At 71.7% G+C, this 19,474-nt stretch carries 14 protein-coding genes; 7 read left to right on the forward strand and 7 right to left on the reverse strand.

Annotated features, from left to right (window positions below; all coding sequences use genetic code 11):
- Positions 1–60: 60 nt before the first annotated feature.
- From ACFW47_RS29670 to ACFW47_RS29685, 4 genes are read right to left on the reverse strand one after another with little or no spacing between them, the layout of a single operon-like run.
- Positions 61–2,442: a beta-glucosidase gene (locus tag ACFW47_RS29670; protein ID WP_386307635.1), complete on the reverse strand. Its 2,382-nt coding sequence runs from the start codon at positions 2,440–2,442 to the stop codon at positions 61–63.
- Positions 2,439–3,257, reverse strand: coding sequence for a carbohydrate ABC transporter permease (locus ACFW47_RS29675; protein ID WP_386286553.1), 819 nt, complete (start codon positions 3,255–3,257; stop codon positions 2,439–2,441). The genes ACFW47_RS29670 and ACFW47_RS29675 overlap by 4 nt, the downstream gene beginning before the upstream one ends.
- Positions 3,254–4,210 carry a carbohydrate ABC transporter permease gene (locus ACFW47_RS29680; protein ID WP_386286554.1) on the reverse strand — a complete coding sequence of 319 codons (957 nt, stop codon included), beginning with the start codon at positions 4,208–4,210 and terminating at the stop codon, positions 3,254–3,256. Before ACFW47_RS29680 ends, ACFW47_RS29675 begins: the two co-directional genes overlap by 4 nt.
- A gap of 10 nt (positions 4,211–4,220) precedes the next feature.
- Positions 4,221–5,525 carry an ABC transporter substrate-binding protein gene (locus tag ACFW47_RS29685; protein WP_386286556.1) on the reverse strand — a complete coding sequence of 435 codons (1,305 nt, stop codon included), beginning with the start codon at positions 5,523–5,525 and terminating at the stop codon, positions 4,221–4,223.
- A 137-nt stretch (positions 5,526–5,662) separates the two neighbouring features.
- Here ACFW47_RS29685 and ACFW47_RS29690 point away from each other — a divergent pair, with 137 nt between their 5' ends.
- On the forward strand, positions 5,663–6,712 hold the full coding sequence (locus ACFW47_RS29690; protein ID WP_386307636.1) for a LacI family DNA-binding transcriptional regulator: 1,050 nt from the start codon (positions 5,663–5,665) through the stop codon (positions 6,710–6,712).
- A gap of 30 nt (positions 6,713–6,742) precedes the next feature.
- Here the strand turns inward: ACFW47_RS29690 and ACFW47_RS29695 are convergent, their stop codons facing one another.
- From ACFW47_RS29695 to ACFW47_RS29705, 3 genes are all read right to left on the reverse strand, one after another.
- Entirely contained in the window at positions 6,743–7,903 is a 1,161-nt protein-coding gene (locus ACFW47_RS29695; RefSeq protein ID WP_386307670.1) for a TolB family protein, read from the reverse strand.
- A gap of 143 nt (positions 7,904–8,046) precedes the next feature.
- Positions 8,047–8,481, reverse strand: a complete 435-nt coding sequence (locus ACFW47_RS29700) for a DUF2809 domain-containing protein (RefSeq protein WP_386286560.1) — start codon at positions 8,479–8,481, stop codon at positions 8,047–8,049.
- A complete protein-coding gene (locus ACFW47_RS29705) occupies positions 8,478–10,013 on the reverse strand; it encodes a fused MFS/spermidine synthase (RefSeq protein ID WP_386286561.1) in 1,536 nt (511 codons plus the stop codon). The genes ACFW47_RS29700 and ACFW47_RS29705 overlap by 4 nt, the downstream gene beginning before the upstream one ends.
- Before the next feature lie 325 nt (positions 10,014–10,338).
- Between ACFW47_RS29705 and ACFW47_RS29710 the strand changes: the two genes are divergently transcribed.
- The 6 genes from ACFW47_RS29710 (at position 10,339) to ACFW47_RS29735 (ending at position 19,420) form a co-directional block, all read left to right on the forward strand.
- Positions 10,339–10,803: a DUF6232 family protein gene (locus ACFW47_RS29710; protein ID WP_386307637.1), complete on the forward strand. Its 465-nt coding sequence runs from the start codon at positions 10,339–10,341 to the stop codon at positions 10,801–10,803.
- Positions 10,800–11,141 carry a hypothetical protein gene (locus tag ACFW47_RS29715; protein WP_386307638.1) on the forward strand — a complete coding sequence of 114 codons (342 nt, stop codon included), beginning with the start codon at positions 10,800–10,802 and terminating at the stop codon, positions 11,139–11,141. The genes ACFW47_RS29710 and ACFW47_RS29715 overlap by 4 nt, the downstream gene beginning before the upstream one ends.
- 294 nt (positions 11,142–11,435) lie before the next feature.
- Positions 11,436–13,631 carry a discoidin domain-containing protein gene (locus ACFW47_RS29720; RefSeq protein ID WP_386307639.1) on the forward strand — a complete coding sequence of 732 codons (2,196 nt, stop codon included), beginning with the start codon at positions 11,436–11,438 and terminating at the stop codon, positions 13,629–13,631.
- 37 nt (positions 13,632–13,668) lie between these two features.
- A complete protein-coding gene (locus ACFW47_RS29725) occupies positions 13,669–15,834 on the forward strand; it encodes a discoidin domain-containing protein (protein ID WP_386307640.1) in 2,166 nt (721 codons plus the stop codon).
- 68 nt (positions 15,835–15,902) lie between these two features.
- Positions 15,903–16,982: a DUF1996 domain-containing protein gene (locus ACFW47_RS29730; protein ID WP_386307641.1), complete on the forward strand. Its 1,080-nt coding sequence runs from the start codon at positions 15,903–15,905 to the stop codon at positions 16,980–16,982.
- Positions 16,982–19,420 (forward strand): glycoside hydrolase family 3 C-terminal domain-containing protein, encoded by a 2,439-nt coding sequence (locus ACFW47_RS29735; RefSeq protein ID WP_386307642.1) that lies wholly within the window; start codon positions 16,982–16,984, stop codon positions 19,418–19,420. Before ACFW47_RS29730 ends, ACFW47_RS29735 begins: the two co-directional genes overlap by 1 nt.
- The last annotated feature ends 54 nt before the right edge of the window (positions 19,421–19,474 follow it).

A 19,474-nucleotide genomic window follows, 5' to 3' on the forward strand; every position in this document is an offset into this window, starting at 1 on the left:
CCGACGAGCGGGCGCACCCGGGCGCGTTGCCGGGTGCGCCGCTCGTGGTCCGCCGGCGGATCAGGCGTCGGCGGCTCCTTCGACGCCGAAGTCGGCGTGCAGTCGCCGGGTGTGGTCGACGCGGCGCGCCGGGCCGGTGAGGGTGACCGTCGCCGTCAGCCGCGGATCGGTGCTGGAGGCGGCGAGCCGCAGCTCAAGGTCGCCCGGCTCGACGACGCGGTGGCCGTCGCGCCCGGTGAACGCGGCGAGGTCGGCCGGGACCGTGACGCGCAGCCGGCGCTCCTCCCCCGCCTCCAACGGCACCCTCGTGTAGCCGACGAGGCGCTGCACCGGCTGGACGACGGAGGCGACCGGGTCGTGCAGGTAGAGCTGGACGACCTCGGTGCCGTGCCGCGCGCCAATGTTGCGCACGGTGAGGCCCAGTCGGAACTCCCCGTCGGTGGGCGCCTCTTCACCGTCCACGACGAGGTCGCTCCACTCGAACGTGGTGTACGTGAGTCCGTGCCCGAAGCCGAAGGCGGGCGTCGGGTCGATGTTGGACACCTCGCTGGCGTGGGCGAGCCGGGCCCCGAGATAGGTGGTCGGCTGGGCGCCCGCGCCGCGGGGCACGCTGACCGGCAGCCGGCCCGAGGGGTTCGTCCGTCCGCCGAGTACCGCGGCGAGTGCGGCGGTGCCCTCCACGCCGGGGAAGAAGGACTGGACGATCGCCGCGGCCTCCGGCACGGCCCGGCCCAGGGCGTAGGGGCGTCCCGCGAGCAGCACGGTCACGACCGGCTTGCCGGTGTCGAGCAGCGCGTCGAGGAGCCGCTGCTGCGCGCCTGGCAGGGTCAGCGACTCCGCGTCGCAGCCCTCGCCGCTGGTGCCGCGCCCGAACAGCCCGGCCCGGTCGCCCAGGACGGCGAGGACGACATCGGCGTCGCGGGCCGCCGCGACCGCCTCGGGGATGCCCGACACGTCGCCGTCGTCGACACCGGTGCCCCGTACGACCGTGAGCTCCGCGTCGGGGAACTCGGCGGCCAGCGTGGAGCGCAGGGTGGGCAGTTCGATGCCGAGGGGGGTCTCCGGGTGGTGGACGCCGATGTGCTGCGGGAAGGAGTAGCAGCCCAGTACGGCGGTGGGCTCGTCGGCGTTGGGGCCGACCAGCGCGATGCGGCGCGGCCGGTCGAGCGGCAGGGTGCCGTCGTTGCTCAGGAGGACGACCGCCTCCTCGGCGACCGTGCGGGCCAGCTCCCGGTTCTCCGGGCCGTCGAGGTCGATCCGGCCGCGCAGGGCTTCCGGGTCGTCCAGGGCGGCGCCGTCGAGCGCGGACGGCACGGGGTCCCAGTCCCGGTCGAGCAGGCCGAGTTCGGCCTTCTGCGTGAGCACCCGGCGCAGGGCGCGGTCGATCACCTCCTCGGGGACGCGGCCGGCCGTCACCGCCTCGGCCAGGGGAGCGCCGAAGGTCTTGACGGTGGGCAGTTCGACGTCGACGCCCGCCCCGAGCGCGGCCGAGGCGGCGTCCGCCCAGTCGGCGGCGACGCCGTGCAGGGTCTTGAGGAAGGCGATGCCGAAGTAGTCGGCGACGACGGTGCCCTCGAAGCCCCAGGTGTCCCTGAGCAGTCCGGTCAGCAGTTCCCCGTCGGCCGCGGCGGGCACCCCGTCCATGTCCGTGTAGGCGTGCATCACGGACCGGGCGCCGCTCTCGCGGACCGCCATCTCGAAGGGCGGCAGCAGGACGTCGGCGCGCTCGCGCGGGCCCACCGGGGCGGGCGCGAGGTTGCGTCCGGCGCGGGAGGCGGAGTAGCCGACGAAATGCTTGAGGGTGGCGACGATCCCGGCGGACTCCAGGCCTCGGACGTAGGCCGTGCCGATGGTGCCGACGAGGTACGGGTCCTCGCCGATGGTCTCCTCGACCCGGCCCCAGCGGGCGTCGCGCACCACGTCCAGGACGGGCGCGAGGCCCTGGTGGACGCCGACGGAGCGCATGTCGCGTCCGATCGCGGCGGCCATGCGGTGGACCAGGGACGGGTCGAAGGTGGCGCCCCAGGACAGCGGGACGGGGTAGGCGGTCGCGCCCCAGGTGGCGAAGCCGGCCAGGCACTCCTCGTGCGCGAGGGCGGGGATGCCGAAGCGGTTCGCGGCGGCGATGCGTGCCTGGGTGCGCAGCAGGGAGAGCGCGCCGAGTGCCGGGTCGACGGGCGCGGTGCCGAACGGGCGGGTCAACTGGCCCAGTCCGGTGGGCAGGAGTGCGTCGAGGTCGACGGCCTCCTCCATGTCGTGCTGGTGGGGGGCGACGTCTCCGCCCTCGTCGGACGCGCCGACCCAGACGCCGTACAGCTGGGCGATCTTCTCCTCCACGGTCATCGCCTTGATCAGCGCGGACACCCGGGTGGAGACGGAGTGGGCGGGGTCGTTCCAGAGGGGGACTTCGGGGGTGGTCTCAACGGCCACGTCGGCGATCACTTTCCTCCGACGCCCATCAGGCCCTGGACCAGGGCGCGACGGGCGAACAGGTAGACGAGCAGGATGGGCGTCATGGACAGCACCACGGCCCCCAGCAGACCGGGGATGTCGATGCCGTGCGCGGTCTGGAAGTTGTACAGGCCCAGCGTGACCACCTTGGTGGAGTCGGACTGGGTCAGCACGAGCGGGAACAGGAAGCCGTTCCACGCCTGCAGCGCGGAGAACACCACGATCGTGGAGAGCCCGCCTCGGGACAGCGGCAGGACGAGCTGGAAGAACATGCGCCGTGGGCTGGCGCCGTCCATCGCCATGGCCTCGTACAGCTCCGGGGAGATGTCGCGCATCGCTCCGCTGAGGATCAGGGCGGACATCGGCAGGCAGAACGCGGCCGTGGGCAGGATGACGCCGAGCAGGTTGTCGTACAGCCCGGCTTCACTGATCAGGTAGAACATCGGCACGATCACGGCCTGGGCCGGGATGGCGAGGCCGAGCAGGAACAGCCGGAAGATCGCCGACGTGGCCCGGCCGCGGCTGCGGACGATCGCGTAGGCGAGCGGCGGGACCAGCAGCAGCACGATGCCGATCACGCAGGCGGTGACGACGAGCGTGTTGAAGAAGTACTGGCCGAAGCCCGAGTCGAAGGCGCCGGTGTAGTTGTCCAGCGTGAAGCTGTCCGGGAAGGAGACCGGGCCGTTGTCGGCGTAGTCCTGGCGGGTGCGCAGGGTCGCGGCGAGCATCACGTACAGCGGCAGGCCGACCAGGACCAGCCAGACGAGCGAGCCGGCGCCTGCCACGTAGTTCGGTCGGCGCCTCATGACACACCCTCCATGGAGCTGCGCATCTTGTCGTAGCCGGAGACCCGGACGACGATCAGCGAGATGATCGTGGCCGCGACGACCAGCGCCAGGGCGATCGCGGAACCGGCGCCGTAGTCGAAGCTCTTGAAGGCCTTGTCGTACATGTAGTAGGCGCTGATGGTGGTGTCGGTACCGGGTCCGCCCTGGGTCAGGATGAGGACCGTCTCGAACGTGGTCAGACCGCCGACGATCATCAGGATCATCGAGGTGATCATGGAGGTGCGCAGCTGCGGCAGGGTGATGTGGAAGAACTGCCGGTAGCGGCCCGCCCCGTCGATCTCGGCCGCCTGGTACAGCACCGGCGGGATCGCGCGCGCGGCGCCCTGGTAGATCAGCGTGTGGAACGGCGTGAACTGCCAGGTGCTGACGAACGCCAGCACCCCGATGGCGGTGGCCTGTTCACCGAACAGGTTGCCGTCGCCGAACAGCCAGGTCGCCTCGGCGGGGATGCCGAAGTTCGGATCGAGCAGCGCCCGCCACAGCACGGACACGGCCGTCGCGGACAGCAGCAGCGGGATGAAGTAGACGACCGACAGGACGGCGCGGTTGCGCTGGTGACCGGCGGCCCAGACGCCGAGCAGGATACTCAGCGGCGTCTGGAGGACCACGCCGAGCGCGGTCAGCAGCAGGGTCAGCCAGACGCTCTTGAGCATGACCGGGTCGTCGATGAGGCGCGACCAGTTGTCCGTGCCGACGAACTCGGGCGAGCTGAGCCCGTCCCAGCTCATGAAGGACAGCACCGCCACCATGATCAGCGGCACGATGGCGAAGAGGGCGAAGAACACTGCGGCGGGCAGCGCCCAGGCGAAGCCGGGGCGGCCCACCTTCGTCGTGGACGAGGCGGGCGGCCGCCGCCGGGACTCCTTGCGGGGTCCGGCGGCGGGCCGGGCGCTCGTGATCTGTGTGGTCATGAGCCGTTCGTCACTCGGTCGGGAGGGCCTGCATGGCCTGGATGAAGCCGTCCGTGTCGAGCTGTCCGTTGAAGAACTGCTGGACGGCCTTGTGCATGTCCGAGCTCGCCTTCTGCGGGTACGCCTGGTCCCATGACAGCTGGAACGACGGGGCGTCGGCGACGAGGTCGTACTGGAAGCGCGAGTACTCGGGGGTGCCCGAGGTGTCGATGAACTGGTCGGTGTTGGTCGTGGTCGGCAGGTTCCCGATCTCCAGCTGCGCCTTGACGAACTCGTCGGAGTACATGAGCTTCAGGAACTCGGCGACGGCCTCGGGGTGCTTGGTCTTCTTCATCACCGAGTAGTAGTTGTTGGTGTTGCCGGCGACCGCGGCCGGGTCGCCCTTGCCGCCCTCGACGGCCGGGAAGGCGGTGTAGCCGAGGTCCTGCTCGGCGAAGTCCGGGTGGTCCGTGAGCTGCTGGGAGTAGTACCAGGAGCCCATCAGCTCGAAGCCGGCCTTGCCGGAGGCCACCAGCTGGACCGAGCCGCCGTTGGTGTACTTGACGGAGTCGTAGTTCTTGCCGAAGGCGCCGGAGTCGACGAGCTCCCTGATCATGTCGAGGGCCTTCTTGCTGTCCGGGCTCTCCCAGGCGCTCTTGTCGCCCCCGATGGCCTTCGCGAACAGCTCCGGTCCGGCTATGCGGTCGTAGAGGTACTGGAACCACATCTGGGTGGGCCAGACGTCGCCGCCGCCGAGTGCGATCGGCGTGACGCCCGCGTCCTTGAGCTTGTCCACCGCGTCGAGCAGTTCGTCCCAGGTCTTCGGCGGCTGGACGCCCGCCTCTTCGAGGACCTTCTTGTTGTGGAAGAGCAGGACGGGCTGGGTGCCGCGCATCGGGATGCCGTACGGCTTGCCGTCGACGACGGCGTTCTCGAAGACCGTCGGCAGGAACTTCTTCTCCAGGTCCGGGTTCTTCTTGATCATGTCGTCCAGCGGCATCAGCAGGTCCGCCTTGACGAACGGCTTGATGCTGCCGCCGCCCCAGTTGAAGAAGACGTCCGGAGCCTGGGGGGTGTTGATGATCGTCTGGAGCTTCTTCTGGTAGTCGGCACCGGGGATGGTGTCGAGCACCGCCTTGACGTCGGACGTCTTGTTGAAGGTGTCGACGATCTGCTGCTCGACCTTGTTGGTGGCGTCCCCGTAGACCAGGACATGGATCTTGCCGTCGTCCGACGACGCCCCGCCGTTCCCGTCACCGCAGGCCGCAAGGCTCAGCGCCAGGGCGAGCGTCGCGCCGGTGGCGACCAGTCTGGGCAAGCGCGCACGTGTCTTCATCGTTCGCCTTTCGAAAGTTTCGGCTCCATCACCGAAAGTCCATGCCGTCGGACAGTAAAGTCAGTCGGGATTTACGGTCAATGGCCGTGCGCGGGACGACCCAAAACGTTATCGATCGCATGACCTATCCTCCTTGCATGCACGGTGAAGTTGGGGTGGGCGCCAGGGTGACGCTGGCCGAGGTGGCGAAAGAGGCGGGGGTATCCCCTCCGACAGTTTCGAAGGTCCTCAACGGTCGTTCGGATGTCTCACGCGACACCCGGTCGCGGGTCGAGCGGCTGCTGGAGGTGCACGGCTACCGCCGGCGGACCTCGGACCGGCCGCGCTTCCCGCTCGTCGAACTCGTCTTCCACGAGCTGGACAGCGTCTGGGCGGTGGAGCTCGTGAAGGGGGTGGAAAACGTTGCCAAGGCCAACGGGGCGACCGTCGTGCTCACCAGGAGCGGCACGCGGCACGCGCCCGCCGCCGACTGGATGGAGGGGGTGCTCCGGCGCAGGCCGCTGGGGGTCGTGCTGGTCTTCTCCTCGCTCCCGGCGGAGGTGAAGCACCGGCTCCGCTCGCGTGGCATCCCGTTCGTCATCGTCGATCCGGCCGGCGACCCCGATCCCGACGTGCCGTCCGTGGGCTCCGCCAACTGGGCCGGGGGGCTGGCGGCGACCCGCCATCTCACCGACCACGGGCACGAACGCGTCGCCATCGTCACCGGCCCCGAGGACATGCTGTGCTCACGGGCCCGCCTCGACGGCTACCGTTCGGCGATGACCATGGCGGGCCTGCCGATCGATCCCCGTCTGATCCGCTTCGGCGACTTCCAGGTGCGCGGCGGCTTCGAGCACGCCATGGACCTGCTGGACGGCCCCGGCCGGCCCACCGCCGTCTTCGCGGGAAGCGACCTCCACGCCCTCGGCGTGCTGGAGGCGGCCCGGCTGCGGGGCCTGAGCGTCCCCGCGGACCTCTCGGTGGTCGGCTACGACGACGTTCCTCTGGCCCAGTGGTCGAGCCCGCCGCTGACCACGGTCCACCAGCCCCTCCAGCACATGGCCGAGGAGGCGACCCGCATGCTCTTCGGCCCGGACGGCGCCGGCGGGGCGGCCCGGCGCATCGAACTGGCCACGCGCCTGGTCGTACGGCAGAGCACCGCGCCACCCGGAGGAGCCGTCGGCGCCGCCGCACCGGGGACCGGGTGAGGTGCCAAAGTGCCCGTGCCGGGACCCGGGTCAGCGCGGGCGCGTGACGAGGACCTGCCGCTCGGTCGCGGTGGACGACTCCCCCAGCAGGTCGAGCGGTTCGGCGTCGTACGCCACCGCCCGGCCGTGCGCGTCCGTGGACGGGCCGGACGCCGGCCGCTGGTTCACGGTGCCGTCGGGCCGGGCGGTGACCGTCGTGGTGCGGCCGGTCCGCAGCTCCATCAGGTAGATCACTTGGAGCGGACCACGGGGCGCCCGCTCCTCGGCCGCCACGTACACGACGTGCCGGCCGTCGGCGCTCAGCCGCCCGGAGTGCGTGGCGAACTGCGGCCTGGGCCCCAGGACATGGCGCAGCGACCCGTTCCTCAGGTCCTTGACGAAGACGTCACCGGTGGCGTTGGTGCCCCGGGGCGGCAAGGTCCGGCAGTTGAGGCGGAACGACACGTGCCGGCCGTCCGCCCCCATCACCGGGTCGGTGACCCAGTGCTCGGACGGATCGTCCACGCACTCGGGGTCGACGCGGGTCCGCCGGTCGGCCCGCCGGTCGAGCACGTAGACGTGAGTGGCAGAGTCGGCCGCCGCGGGGTCGGAGGCGAGGTAGGCGAGGTGCCGGCCGTCGTGGCTCAGGGTGGGTCGCGCGACCTGCTGTCCGTCCCCGGCCTTCGGGTCGTCGGCCCACTCGCCGGTCCCCCGCCGAAGGTCGCGCACGCGGATGCGGGGATTCGCGTCCGGCTCCCGCTCCGCCCGCGCCGTGAAGGTGACGTACCGTCCGTTCCCGCTGATCGCGGGAGTGTTGGCACTGCTGAACCGTGCGTCGGTGCCGTCACTGACCAGTTCGGTGCGGCCCGTGCGGACGTCGTAGACGTGCGCTTCGGTCCCGTCGAGCGTCGGGTAGGCGACCCGGGTGCCGTCGGCGCTGATGGACGGGGCGACGGCCGGCGCACCCCGGCTTATGCCCTCGGCCAGGTCACTGGCCCAGTGCACCCGTCCGGTCCGCAGGTCCTTCACGTAGACGTCAGCGGCTTCGTCGGTGTCGCCGGGCGCCAGGTTCGAGGCGTACGACCAGAAGGCCACGTAGCGGCCGTTGGCGCTGATCGCGGCGTACCGGCTCCGCTCGTTCCCCATCACGTCGCCGGACGTGACGTTCACGTGGTCCGTGCCGGGCTTCAGTTCCAACGCCCCCGCGGGCATCGTCTGCACGGCGGCGCACACCGCTGCCACAGCGGCGACGGCGGCCGCTCTTCCCCCAAGACGCATGCTTCCCCCCGGTCGACACGTCTCCCCGGCCCCGCAGCCGGGACCACCAGCCATGGAAGCCGCTCGCGGAGGTCCGGTCAATGCGCTCGACGGCGTACGAGCGACGCGGAACGCCCACCACCGACCGCTGCCGAGGACGTGACGACGAGCCACCCGGCCAGCGCACCGACCGCGTACCAGAACAGGTCCGGCGCGTTGAAGGTCGAACCGAGCACCAGGCGGGCGGCGGTGCTGTGCCGGGAGAGCTCCGCCGGCACGCCACTGAGCTGCAGGAACTCGACGCCCCAGCTCACGGCCAGCGCGAGCGCGGCGGCCTTCGCGGCCGACGTGCGCGGCGCCACCAGGAGGACGAGGGTGAAGATGAGCAGGGTGTACAGGCTGTCCCCGCCGTACTTGGCCACGTCTCCCGCCGCCACGGAACGCAGCCCCAGTCCCGCGCCGACGACCGAAAGGGCGGCCACGGCCGCCGGCAGACGGATCCGGCTCGCCCCGCCGCCGCGTGTGCCCGTCACCGGCCGCCCCGCGAGTCGTAGGGCTGGAGGAGCTGGTCGACGGGGGCGTGGTCGTCGGTGAGCGGCCGGGCGTCGCCGATCCAGGAGCTGAGGTCGTCGCCGGTCGCGAGCTGCCATCCGACGTCCCGGACGTCGAGTGCTTCCTGGGTCGCACGCAGGTCGACCGGCCGGTCGGAGGCGAGCACCACCAGGTTGCCGCCGTCGGGGGCGGCGGACCGGTCCGAGCCGATGTCGACGGGGTCGCCGACGAGGACGACGTGCTCGAACGTCTCGTCGAGCGTGGCGACTTCAGCGCGCGCGAAGGCCAGGTCACCGTGGTCGATCAGGTTGGCGGCGTACAGGCCGTCCTCGTCCAGCACCCGCCGTACGTCCCTCATCGCCTCCGCCGTCGTGAGGTGCCACGGCACGCTGACGCCCCCGAAGGCGTCACCTACGACCAGGTCGCGACTGTCCGTCTCCAGCCGCCGCAGACCGAGCCGGCCGTCCTCCGTGCGCACCTCGATCCCGGAATCCGGGCTCAGCCCGAACCGCTGGCGGTCGATGCGCACGACCCCGCCGTCGATCTCGGACACCGAGCTGCGCGTGCCCGGCCGGGTCGCCGCGAGGTAGCGCGGAAAGGTGAGCCCTCCGCCGCCCAGGTGATGGGCGGTGATCGGCTCGCCCTCGGGAAAGGCGGTGTCGGCCACCGACGCCAGGGCGCGCACATAGGTGAACTTCAGGAATGCCGGGTCGTCGACGTCGACGTAGGAGTGCCGCACGCCGTCCAGCACCAGCGTGTGCCCGCCGTCCCGGTCCGGGTCCGCCACGACCCGTGCGCAGTGGTACTTGGTCTCCGCGTCGCAACCGCCGGGCGCGGGTACGGTGGCGAGTCCGCCGGCCACGACCATCAAGGTGAGGGCGGGCGTGCCGGTCCACCCGCGCGCTCGCCAACCCACGAGAGCCGAGCCGGCCATCAGCAGTGCGCCGAGGCCGATGAGGATGCCGCTGACCGGCAGCCGCGAGATGAGGACGAAACCGGTGAGGACGGTGCCGACGATGGCGCCGACGGTCCCGACGCCGGACAGCCGGCCGACGACCGTCCCGGTCTCGGCGAGGCTCGTGAGGCGCAGCTTGGTCACCATCGGCGTCACGGCGGAGAGCAGCGCGCCCGGGACGAGGATGGTCAGGCCCGCGACGATCAGAAGCAGCACGGGGGCCCACTCGGCGGTGCTGCGCAGCACGGCGGGGGTGAGCGCCACGACCGCGCCCGACACCCCGAGCGAGGGGCCGATGAGCCGGCGCGGGTCGACCTGGTCCGCGAGGCGCCCGCCCAGCCAGGAGCCGAGGGCGATCGCGGTGAGGGCGATACCGATCACCATGGTGCTGGTTTCCAGGGTGAGGCCGAGGTAGGGAGCGAGCAGCCGCAGGGCGACGATCTCGACGACCAGGACCGCGGCCGAGGACCCGAAGACCAGCGCGGCGGCGGAGCGGGACCCCAGGCCGCGGTGGCGGGGAGCGTCTCCGGCGGCGGGCGAGGAAAGCGGTCCGGTCACGGACGACATCCTCGCACGGGGCTCGTCGGCCGTGTCGCGGCTGACGCGGCGGCGTGGGGTCGCCCACCGGCCATCAGCCGGTGAGTTGGCCATTTCTCGTCTGCCTCACGACCATCTCCCGGCGCTTAACGGTGCTCCCGCGTCATTCGGGTGGCAGCGACGGCATGGGGGAGCGATGGACCGCACGGAAGGCACCGGCGCGTCACCGCCCGAGCCGCCGCTCCGGCCTCCCGCGCCTTCGCAGCCGCCCGCGTCACACCTGCCTCCTCCGCTTCCGCCGGCGCCTGCCAAGGGAGACCCCCTGGTCCTCCGCGTCAGCCGCCGGATGCTCTGGGTGGGGTCGGTCGCCATCCCGCTGCACAACATCACCTGGGTGGACGCCTTCCGGCTCAAGCCCGCCTGGGGTGTGGCCGCCGCCCGCGTCCTGGCGTTGCTGATCGGCGCCGTCCTGGTCTACGCCGCGCTCAACTCCGCGGGTGACGGCGAACCACGCGCCGGGGAGAACGGCAACCTCGTGGTCGTCATCGTCGTGATCGGCCTGGCCGTCGTCTGCAAGGGCCTGTTCACGTCGGCCAAGCCGGTCCTGGCGGTCGAGATGGCGAGCGGCTCCAAGGTGATCGTGACGCTGCCGAGCATGGACGAGCTGCGCCAGATCGCCGGACGGATCGTGCACGCGATCGACAACCCGGAAGCCGAGTTCACCGCCCTGGTGCAGCAGTACAACACGAACAACTACGGTCCGGTCGTCAACATGAGGGACGGCCGGGGGAACACGGGGTTCAAGCTGTGAGCGACGCGACGAACCACTACGGGCCCACGGTCAACATGAACGGCGGCAGGGGCAACGTAGGCATCAACTACGGCACCGTCGGCGGTGCTTCCCAGGATGCCGAGCTCCGCGCCGCCGTCGGGGACCTCACCCGTCTCCTCCGGGAGCTGCGCCCCCACCTCAGCGCGGAGCAGGCCCGGACCGTCGACGACGCACTGCCCGAGCTCACTCCCGACGGAGGCGCCCTGCGCGAGCGCGGCCTCGTGCTGGCGTCCGTCGCGCAGATCGCGGCCGCCGTCGGCGCGGTGGGCCGGCCTGCGACGGAGGCGGCCGGGCGTCTGCTGGCGCTGCTGGGCTAGGGACCGTCCCCTCCGAGGCCGAGCAGGGACCGGCCTCGGCGATGCGGGCAGTGTGACGGAGTCCGCGGTTTCGAAGGGCGGGCACCAGCCGTAGGCCGGGGCAGGTATGCCGCGCGGGGCACAGGTTCCCGCGCCGTCGGCGGCCCAACACCGGGGCACGGGCGGCAGCGCACTCCAACCGCCCCTTAATGCAAGTCGAAAGAAAAGCCGTGCGCAGAACCTTGACCGCGACTTGCACCACGGGCAAGGTGCCGGAGAGCGCTCTCCCATCCCTCCCGCACCCAGGAGTTCCCCATGCCCACTGTCGGCACAGCCCCTGCGGCGCCGGCGCCCCGCAGACCCGGTCGCCGCGGCCTCGTCGGCGTCCTGGTCACCGCCCTGGCCGCCGCCCTGCTCGCCGTCGTCCCCGCCACACGGGCCCAGGCCGCGCCCGTGCTGCTGTCCCAGGGCAAGCCGGTCACCGCCTCCAGCCAGGAGCACTACGGCACCCCGGCGACCGCGGCCGTCGACGGCGACGACAACACCCGCTGGTCCAGCGCCGCCGCCGACCCTCAGTGGCTCCGCGTCGACCTCGGCGCCCCCGCCTCCCTCAACCGTGTCGAGCTGCGCTGGGAGGCCGCCTACGCCAGGTCCTACCGGATCGAGACCTCCCGGAACGGCACTGACTGGTCGACTGCCTACTCCACCACCAACGGCACCGGCGGCACGGAGACGTTGGAAGTCTCCGGCACCGCCCGCTACGTCCGCATGCTCGGCACCGCCCGCGCCACCGGATACGGCTACTCCCTGTGGGAGTTCAAGGTCTACGGCACCTCCGGCGACGACCCCGGCCCGGTCATCCCCGGCGGCGGCGACCTCGGCCCGAACGTGCACGTCTTCGACCCGTCCACGCCCGGCATCCAGGCCAAACTGGACCAGGTCTTCCAGGAGCAGGAATCGGCGCAGTTCGGCTCCGGCCGACACGCCTTCCTCTTCAAGCCGGGCACCTACGACGGCCTCAACGCCCAGATCGGCTTCTACACCCAGGTCCTCGGTCTCGGCCTGCGTCCCGACGACACGACGATCAACGGTGACATCACCGTCGACGCCGGCTGGTTCAACGGCAACGCCACCCAGAACTTCTGGCGCGGGGCGGAGAACCTCGCCGTGAATCCGGTCAACGGCACCAACCGGTGGGCGGTCTCGCAGGCCGCCTCGTTCCGCCGGATGCACGTCAAGGGCGGCCTCAACCTCGCGCCCAACGGATACGGCTGGGCCAGCGGCGGCTACATCGCCGACAGCAAGATCGACGGCCAGGTCGGCAACTACTCGCAGCAGCAGTGGTACACCCGCGACAGCTCCATCGGCGGCTGGTCCAACAGCGTGTGGAACCAGGTCTTCTCAGGTGTCGAGGGCGCTCCCGCCACCAGCTTCCCCGAGCCCCGCTACACCACACTCGGCACGACGCCGATCTCCCGCGAGAAGCCCTTCCTCTACCTGGACGGCGACGAGTACAAGGTCTTCGCCCCCGCCAAGCGGACCAACGCCCGCGGCACCACCTGGGCGAACGGCACCCCGCAGGGCGAGTCGATCCCGCTGGACAGGTTCTACGTCGTCAAGCCCGGCGCCACCGCCGCCACCATCAACGCCGCCGTCGACCAAGGTCTGCACCTGCTGTTCACCCCCGGCGTCTACCACGTCGACCAGACCATCGACGTCGACCGGGCGAACACCATCGTGCTGGGCCTCGGCCTCGCCACGATCATCCCGGACAACGGGGTGACCGCCATGAAGGTCGCCGACGTGGACGGCGTGCGCCTCGCCGGCTTCCTCATCGACGCCGGACCGGTCAACTCCCCCACCCTGCTGGAGATCGGCGCGCAGGGCGCGTCCGCCGACCACGCGGCCAACCCCACCACCGTGCAGGACGTCTACATCCGCATCGGCGGCGCGGGCGCGGGCAAGGCGACCACCAGCATGGTGGTCAACAGCCACGACACGATCATCGACCACACCTGGGTGTGGCGGGCCGACCACGGCGAGGGCGTCGGCTGGGAGACCAACCGGGCCGACTACGGCGTCCGCGTCAACGGTGACGACGTCCTGGCCACCGGGCTGTTCGTCGAGCACTTCAACAAGTACGACGTCGAGTGGTACGGCGAGCGCGGACGGACGATCTTCTACCAGAACGAGAAGGCGTACGACGCCCCGAACCAGGCCGCCATCCAGAACGGCTCGGCCAAGGGGTACGCCGCCTACCGGGTCGACGACTCGGTCGACACCCACGAGGCATGGGGTCTGGGCAGCTACTGCAACTACAACGTCGACCCGAACATCCGCCAGGACCGCGGCTTCAAGGCGCCCGTCAAACCGGGGGTGAAGTTCCACAGCCTCCTCGTGGTCTCCCTGGGTGGCATGGGCCACTACAACCACGTCATCAACGACACCGGTGCCTCCACGGTGCCCGCCGGCACCACAACCGTGCCGTCCACCGTCGTGTCCTACCCCTGACCGGTCCGCCCATCGCCTCACCCCGCCAGGAGCAGACATGTTCCCAGCACTCCCGTACCGCGGACCGGCCGGCCGCCGCGCCGCCCCCCTGCTCGCCCTCGGCGCGCTGGTGGCGTCCTCGCTCGCCCTCGCCGGCCCGCGCGCCGAGGCCGCGGAGTCGCTGCTCTCCCAGGGCAGGCCCGTCACCGCCTCGTCCCAGGAAGGCGACGGCTACGCCCCCTCGGCGGCCGTCGACGGCGATCTCACCGGCACCCGCTGGGCCAGTCAGTGGAGCGACCCGCAGTGGTTCCAGGTGGACCTCGGACAGCGGGTCGATCTCAGTCGGGCCGTACTGACCTGGGAGGGCGCGTACGGCAAGAGTTATCAGATCCAGGCGTCCGACAACGGCACGGAATGGCGGACCCTCAAGACCGTGACCGGCGGTGACGGCGGCAGGGACGAGGTCGCCGTCACCGGTTCCGGCCGCTATGTGCGCATGCTGGGCACCGAGCGCTCCGGCGGCTACGGCTACTCCCTGTGGGAGTTCCAGGTGTACGGGAACACGGACGGCACCCCGCCCGCCTCGGGAGCGGTCGAGGTCACCGGCTCCCAGGGGGACTGGCAACTGACCGTCGGCGGCCAGCCGTACACCGTCAAGGGCCTGACCTGGGGCCCTGCCGTCGCGGACGCCCCGAAGTACATGCCCGACGTGAAGTCCATGGGCGTCAACACCATCCGCACCTGGGGCACCGACGGCTCCACCGAGCCGCTGCTCGACAGCGCCGCCGCCAACGGCATCCGCGTCGTCAACGGCTTCTGGCTGCAGCCCGGCGGCGGCCCGGGCTCCGGCGGCTGCGTCGACTACGTCACCGACACCACGTACAAGAACAACATGCTCACCGAGTTCGCCAAGTGGGTGGAGGCGTACAAGAGCCACCCGGCCACGCTCATGTGGAACGTCGGCAACGAATCGGTGCTCGGCCTGCAGAACTGCTACAGCGGGGCGGAGCTGGAGGCGCAGCGCAACGCCTACACCGGCTTCGTCAACGACGTCGCGAAGAAGATCCACAGCATCGACCCCGACCACCCCGTCACCTCGACGGACGCCTGGACGGGTGCCTGGCCGTACTACAAGCGCAACGCGCCCGACCTGGACCTGTACTCGATGAACTCCTACGGCGACATCTGCGGCGTCCAAGAGGACTGGGAGGAGGGCGGCTACACCAAGCCGTACATCATCACCGAGGGCGGGCCGGCCGGCGAGTGGGAGGTGCCCGACGACGCCAACGGCGTCCCCGACGAGCCGACCGACGTGCAGAAGGCCGAGGGGTACTCCAAGGCCTGGGACTGCGTCACCGGCCACGAGGGCGTCGCGCTGGGCGCCACCCTCTTCCACTACGGCGTCGAGCACGACTTCGGCGGCGTCTGGTTCAACCTCGTGCCCGACGGGCTGAAGCGGCTGTCCTACTACGCCGTCAAGGAGGCGTACAGCGGATCGACCAGCGGTGACAACACGCCGCCCGTCATCGCGAACATGGCGGTCGGCCCCGCTTCGTCCGCTCCGGCGGGCGGCGAGTTCACCGTGCGGGCCGACGTGCGCGACCCCGACGGCGACCCGGTCACGTACGAGGTCTTCCTCAGCGGCAACTACGCGAGCGGCGACAAGCGCCTGGTGGAGGCCGAGTGGCGGTCCACCGGCGACGGCACCTTCGCCGTGCGGGCCCCGGAGAAGCTGGGCGTGTGGAAGGTGTACATCCAGGCCGAGGACGGCCGCGGCAACGCCGGCATCGAGACGAAGTCGGTCGAGGTCGTCGCTCCGCCCGTGAACGGTACGAACGTGGCTCTGGACAAGTCCACCACCGCGTCCTCCTTCCAGCAGTCGTACGGCGACTGCCCGTGCGAGCCCGCCAAGGCGACGGACGGCAGGACGGACACGCGCTGGGCCAGTGACTGGAGCGATCCCCAGTGGATCCAGGTCGACCTCGGCGCCGCCACCCCCGTCCGCAAGCTCCAGCTCGTATGGGACCCCGCCTACGCCAAGTCCTACGACGTGGAGGTCTCGGACAACGGCACCACCTGGCGCACGGTCCACAGCACGACCGCGGGCAACGGCGACATCGACACCATCGGCGTCGCCGAGACCGCGCGGCACGTGCGACTGCGCCTGACGGCGCGTGGCACCGGCTGGGGCTACTCGCTGCACGAGTTCGGCATCTACAGCTGACGGCGGAGGGCGTCCGACGGCGCCCTCCGCACCACCCCCACTCGGCACCTCGGCGGGCAGGAGGCCCCATGAGACCACGTTCGATACTCCCCGCGCTGTTACTCGGCACCGCACTCGTCGCGAGCGTGCTCGGTGTCGGCACCGTCGCCACGGCGGCCGGTCCCGGGGGAGCCCCGGCCGCCTCGGCCGGCGCTCACGCCGGGCACACCATGGCGGTGCCGGCCCGGGCGTCCGCCGACGACCCCGACGGCGACGGGTACGTACCCGCCCTTCCCCCGGTCACCGGCGTGATTCCGTCCGGGGCCACCCCGCCGCCGCGCTACCACAAGGAGTTCCAGGCCAACTGCGCCGTCACGCACACCGCGCCGGACGATCCGATCGTGTACCCGGGGCAGCCGGGGAAGTCCCACGACCACACCTTCATGGGCAACAGGTCGACGAACGCCGGCAGCACGACGGCGAGCCTCTACGGCGGCGACACCACCTGTCTCGCACCGGCCGACGCCTCCGCGTACTGGATGCCCTCCCTGTACAGGGGAGACGAGAAGATCCTCCCCGTCGGCCCGCAGGTCATCTACTACAAGGCCGGCGTCACCGACTACACCAGCGTGCGGCCCTTCCCCAAGGGTCTGCGGTACGTGGTCGGCAGCCCCATGCAGAGTGCCGAGGAGTTCCGCGGCCACAGGGGTTTCGTCGAGGGCTGGGAGTGCGGTGACAGCTTCTTCAACGTCGACTTCCCGGCGAGCTGCCCGAGCCGGCCCGACGTCCAGCTCAACATCCGTTTCCAGGCGCCCAGTTGCTGGGACGGCAAGTACCTCGACACCCCCGATCACCAGAGCCACATGGCATACCCGGTGGTCAAGCCCGGCACCAACGACAGCATGTGTCCGGCCTCCCACCCGGTCGCCCTGCCGATGATCGAGTTCAAGATGGCCTTCCCGGTCAACGGCGACATGAGCGACGTGCGGCTGGCCAGTGGACGCGGCTACTCCTTCCACTACGACTTCTTCAACGCCTGGGAGGAGCGGACCCTGGAGGCGCTGGTCGACCACTGCATCGTGGGCGGTCTCCAGTGCGACACGCGCGGCTACGACCAGAACCATCCGGAGCGCGGCGCGGTGCTGGACGCGGACCACCGTCTGCCCTGATGGACGACGAGACGCTCGATCGGCTCATCGGCGGGCTGAGCCTCCAACAGAAGGTGCGCCTGCTCACCGGTGCGACGACCTGGCGCACCGCCGGTGAGCCCGGGATCGGGCTGCGGGAGATGGTGCTCTCGGACGGGCCCGCCGGGGTGCGGGGCGAGGCATGGGACGAGCGGCGCACCTCGGTCCTGCTGCCCTCCGCCTCCGCCTTGGGCGCCATGTGGGACGAGGAACTGGTGGAGCGGCTCGGCGGACTGCTCGCCACCGAGGCCGTCCGCAAGGGCGTCGACGTGGTGCTGGCGCCCACGCTCAACCTCCACCGGAGTCCGCTGGGCGGCCGCCACTTCGAGTGCTTCTCCGAGGACCCGGAACTGACGAGCCGCACCGGGGCGGCGCTGATCCGGGGCATCCAGGCCCTCGGGGTGGCGGCCACCGCCAAGCACTACGTCGGCAACGACTCGGAGACCGACCGGCTGACCGTGGACGTCCGGGCGTCCGAACGCACCCTGCGAGAGGCGTACCTGGCGCCCTTCGAGGCGGCCGTGGAGGCCGGCGTGTGGCTCGTCATGGCGGGCTACAACGCCGTCGGCGGCACGACCATGACGGCCAGCCCGCTCCTTACGGAACCCCTCAAGGGGGAATGGGGGTTCGACGGGGTCGCCGTCTCCGACTGGGCGGCCGTGCGCACCACCGAGGAACCCGGTCGTGCGGCCCTCGACCTCGCGATGCCGGGCCCGGACAGTCCCTGGGGCTCCGCACTGGTACGGGCGGTGAAGGAGGGCCTGGTCGCCGAGGAGGCGGTCGACGAAAAGGTGCGCCGGTTGCTCCGGCTCGCCGGCCGCGTGGGCGCGCTGGGGCCGCGTCAGCCGCCTCGACCGCGGCGGGTCCCGGCGACGGCGTCCCGCGACGCCCGGGCGCTGCTGCGCCGCGCCGTCAGTGCCGGGTCGGTCCTGCTGCACAACAGCGCCGTGCTGCCGCTCGACCCCGCCGGGCTGTCCACCGTCGCGGTCGTCGGCGTGCACGCCGCGTCCCCGCGCGTCCAGGGCGGCGGCAGCGCGGGGGTCTTCTGCTCCGGCGTGGTCACCCCGCTGGCGGGCGTCCGGTCCCGACTGCGCGGGCGGGCCCGGGTGGTGTACGAGCCCGGTCCGGCGCCGGTTTCGCCCGCCCCTCTCGGCACCGACCGGTGCACCGACCCCGTTTCGGGCGCCCCCGGCGTGCTCCTGCGGGTGCTGGACGCGGAGGGGCGGGAGCTGTGCGCGGAGCACCGGCTCTCGGGACGGCAACTGGAACCGGACCTGCCGCCCGGCGCCCGAACGGTGGAGATCCGCGCGGTGCTGTGTCCGCGCCGGCCGGGAGAGTGGACGTTCGGTGTCGGGGGCTTCGGACGCATGACGCTCACCGTCGACGGCCGCACCCTCCTGGACGGGGAGTTCCCCGGCGACACGGACGACCCGGCCGTCGTCCACGTCAACCCGCCCCTGCGGACGGCGCGGGCGGCGCTGACCGCCGGGCGGCCCGTGCACGTGGTGGCCCGGCGGGAACTGGTGCCCGGCCGCGGACGTGCCGTCGTCGTCGCCGCGGCGCCGCCGGCCCCGGACCCGGCGGTCGCGCTGGAGGCCGCGGTCCGGGCGGCCCGGGACGCCGATGCCGCGATCGTGGTCGTCGGCACCACCGAGTACGGCGAGACCGAGGGGTACGACCGCACCGCGCTGTCGCTCGGGGGGCGTCAGGACGAGCTGGTCCGTGCCGTGGCCGCCGCGAATCCGCGTACGGTCGTGGTCGTCAACAGCGGCGGCCCGGTCGAGCTGCCCTGGCGCCGGGAAGCGGGCGCCGTGCTTCTCACGTGGTTCCCGGGGCAGGAGGCCGGGGAGGGGCTGGCCGACGTCCTGTTCGGCCTCGCCGAGCCCGGGGGCCGGCTTCCCACCACCTGGGCGGCGTCCCTGGCGGACGCGCCCGTGACGTCCACCCGGCCGGTCGACGGCCTGCTCGACTACGCCGAGGGGCTGCACATCGGCCACCGGGCGTGGCTGCGCGCCGGAGCGGAGCCCGCCTACTGGTTCGGCCACGGACTCGGCTACACGACGTGGGAGTACCGGACCGTGGCGGCTCCCGCGCACATCGCGGCGGGCGAGCCGTTCACGGTTCGGGTGACGGTGCGCAACACCGGTACCCGAGCCGGGCGCGAAGTCGTACAGGTCTATCTGGCCCGCCCCGATTCGGCGGTGGAGCGTCCGGTGCGCTGGTTCGCCGGACACGCGGCTGTCCGGACGGAGGCGGGCGGGGCGGCGAGTGCCGAGGTGGTGGTGGGTCCGCGGGCCCTGCGGCACTGGTCGGAGAGGGACGGCGGCTGGGCCACGGAGCCGGGGCCCTACCGGGTCATGGTGGGCAGGTCGGCGGGGGACGTCCGGTGGGAGGGGGAGGTGACGGTCGACGGCGGCTGAGGGGGCGGCGGGGCGATCCGGGCAGCGCGTTCGCGGGGCTGCGAAAGAAGAGCC

It is taken from the genome of Streptomyces sp. NPDC058796 (genome assembly GCF_042745235.1).
Lineage (GTDB): Bacteria > Actinomycetota > Actinomycetes > Streptomycetales > Streptomycetaceae > Streptomyces.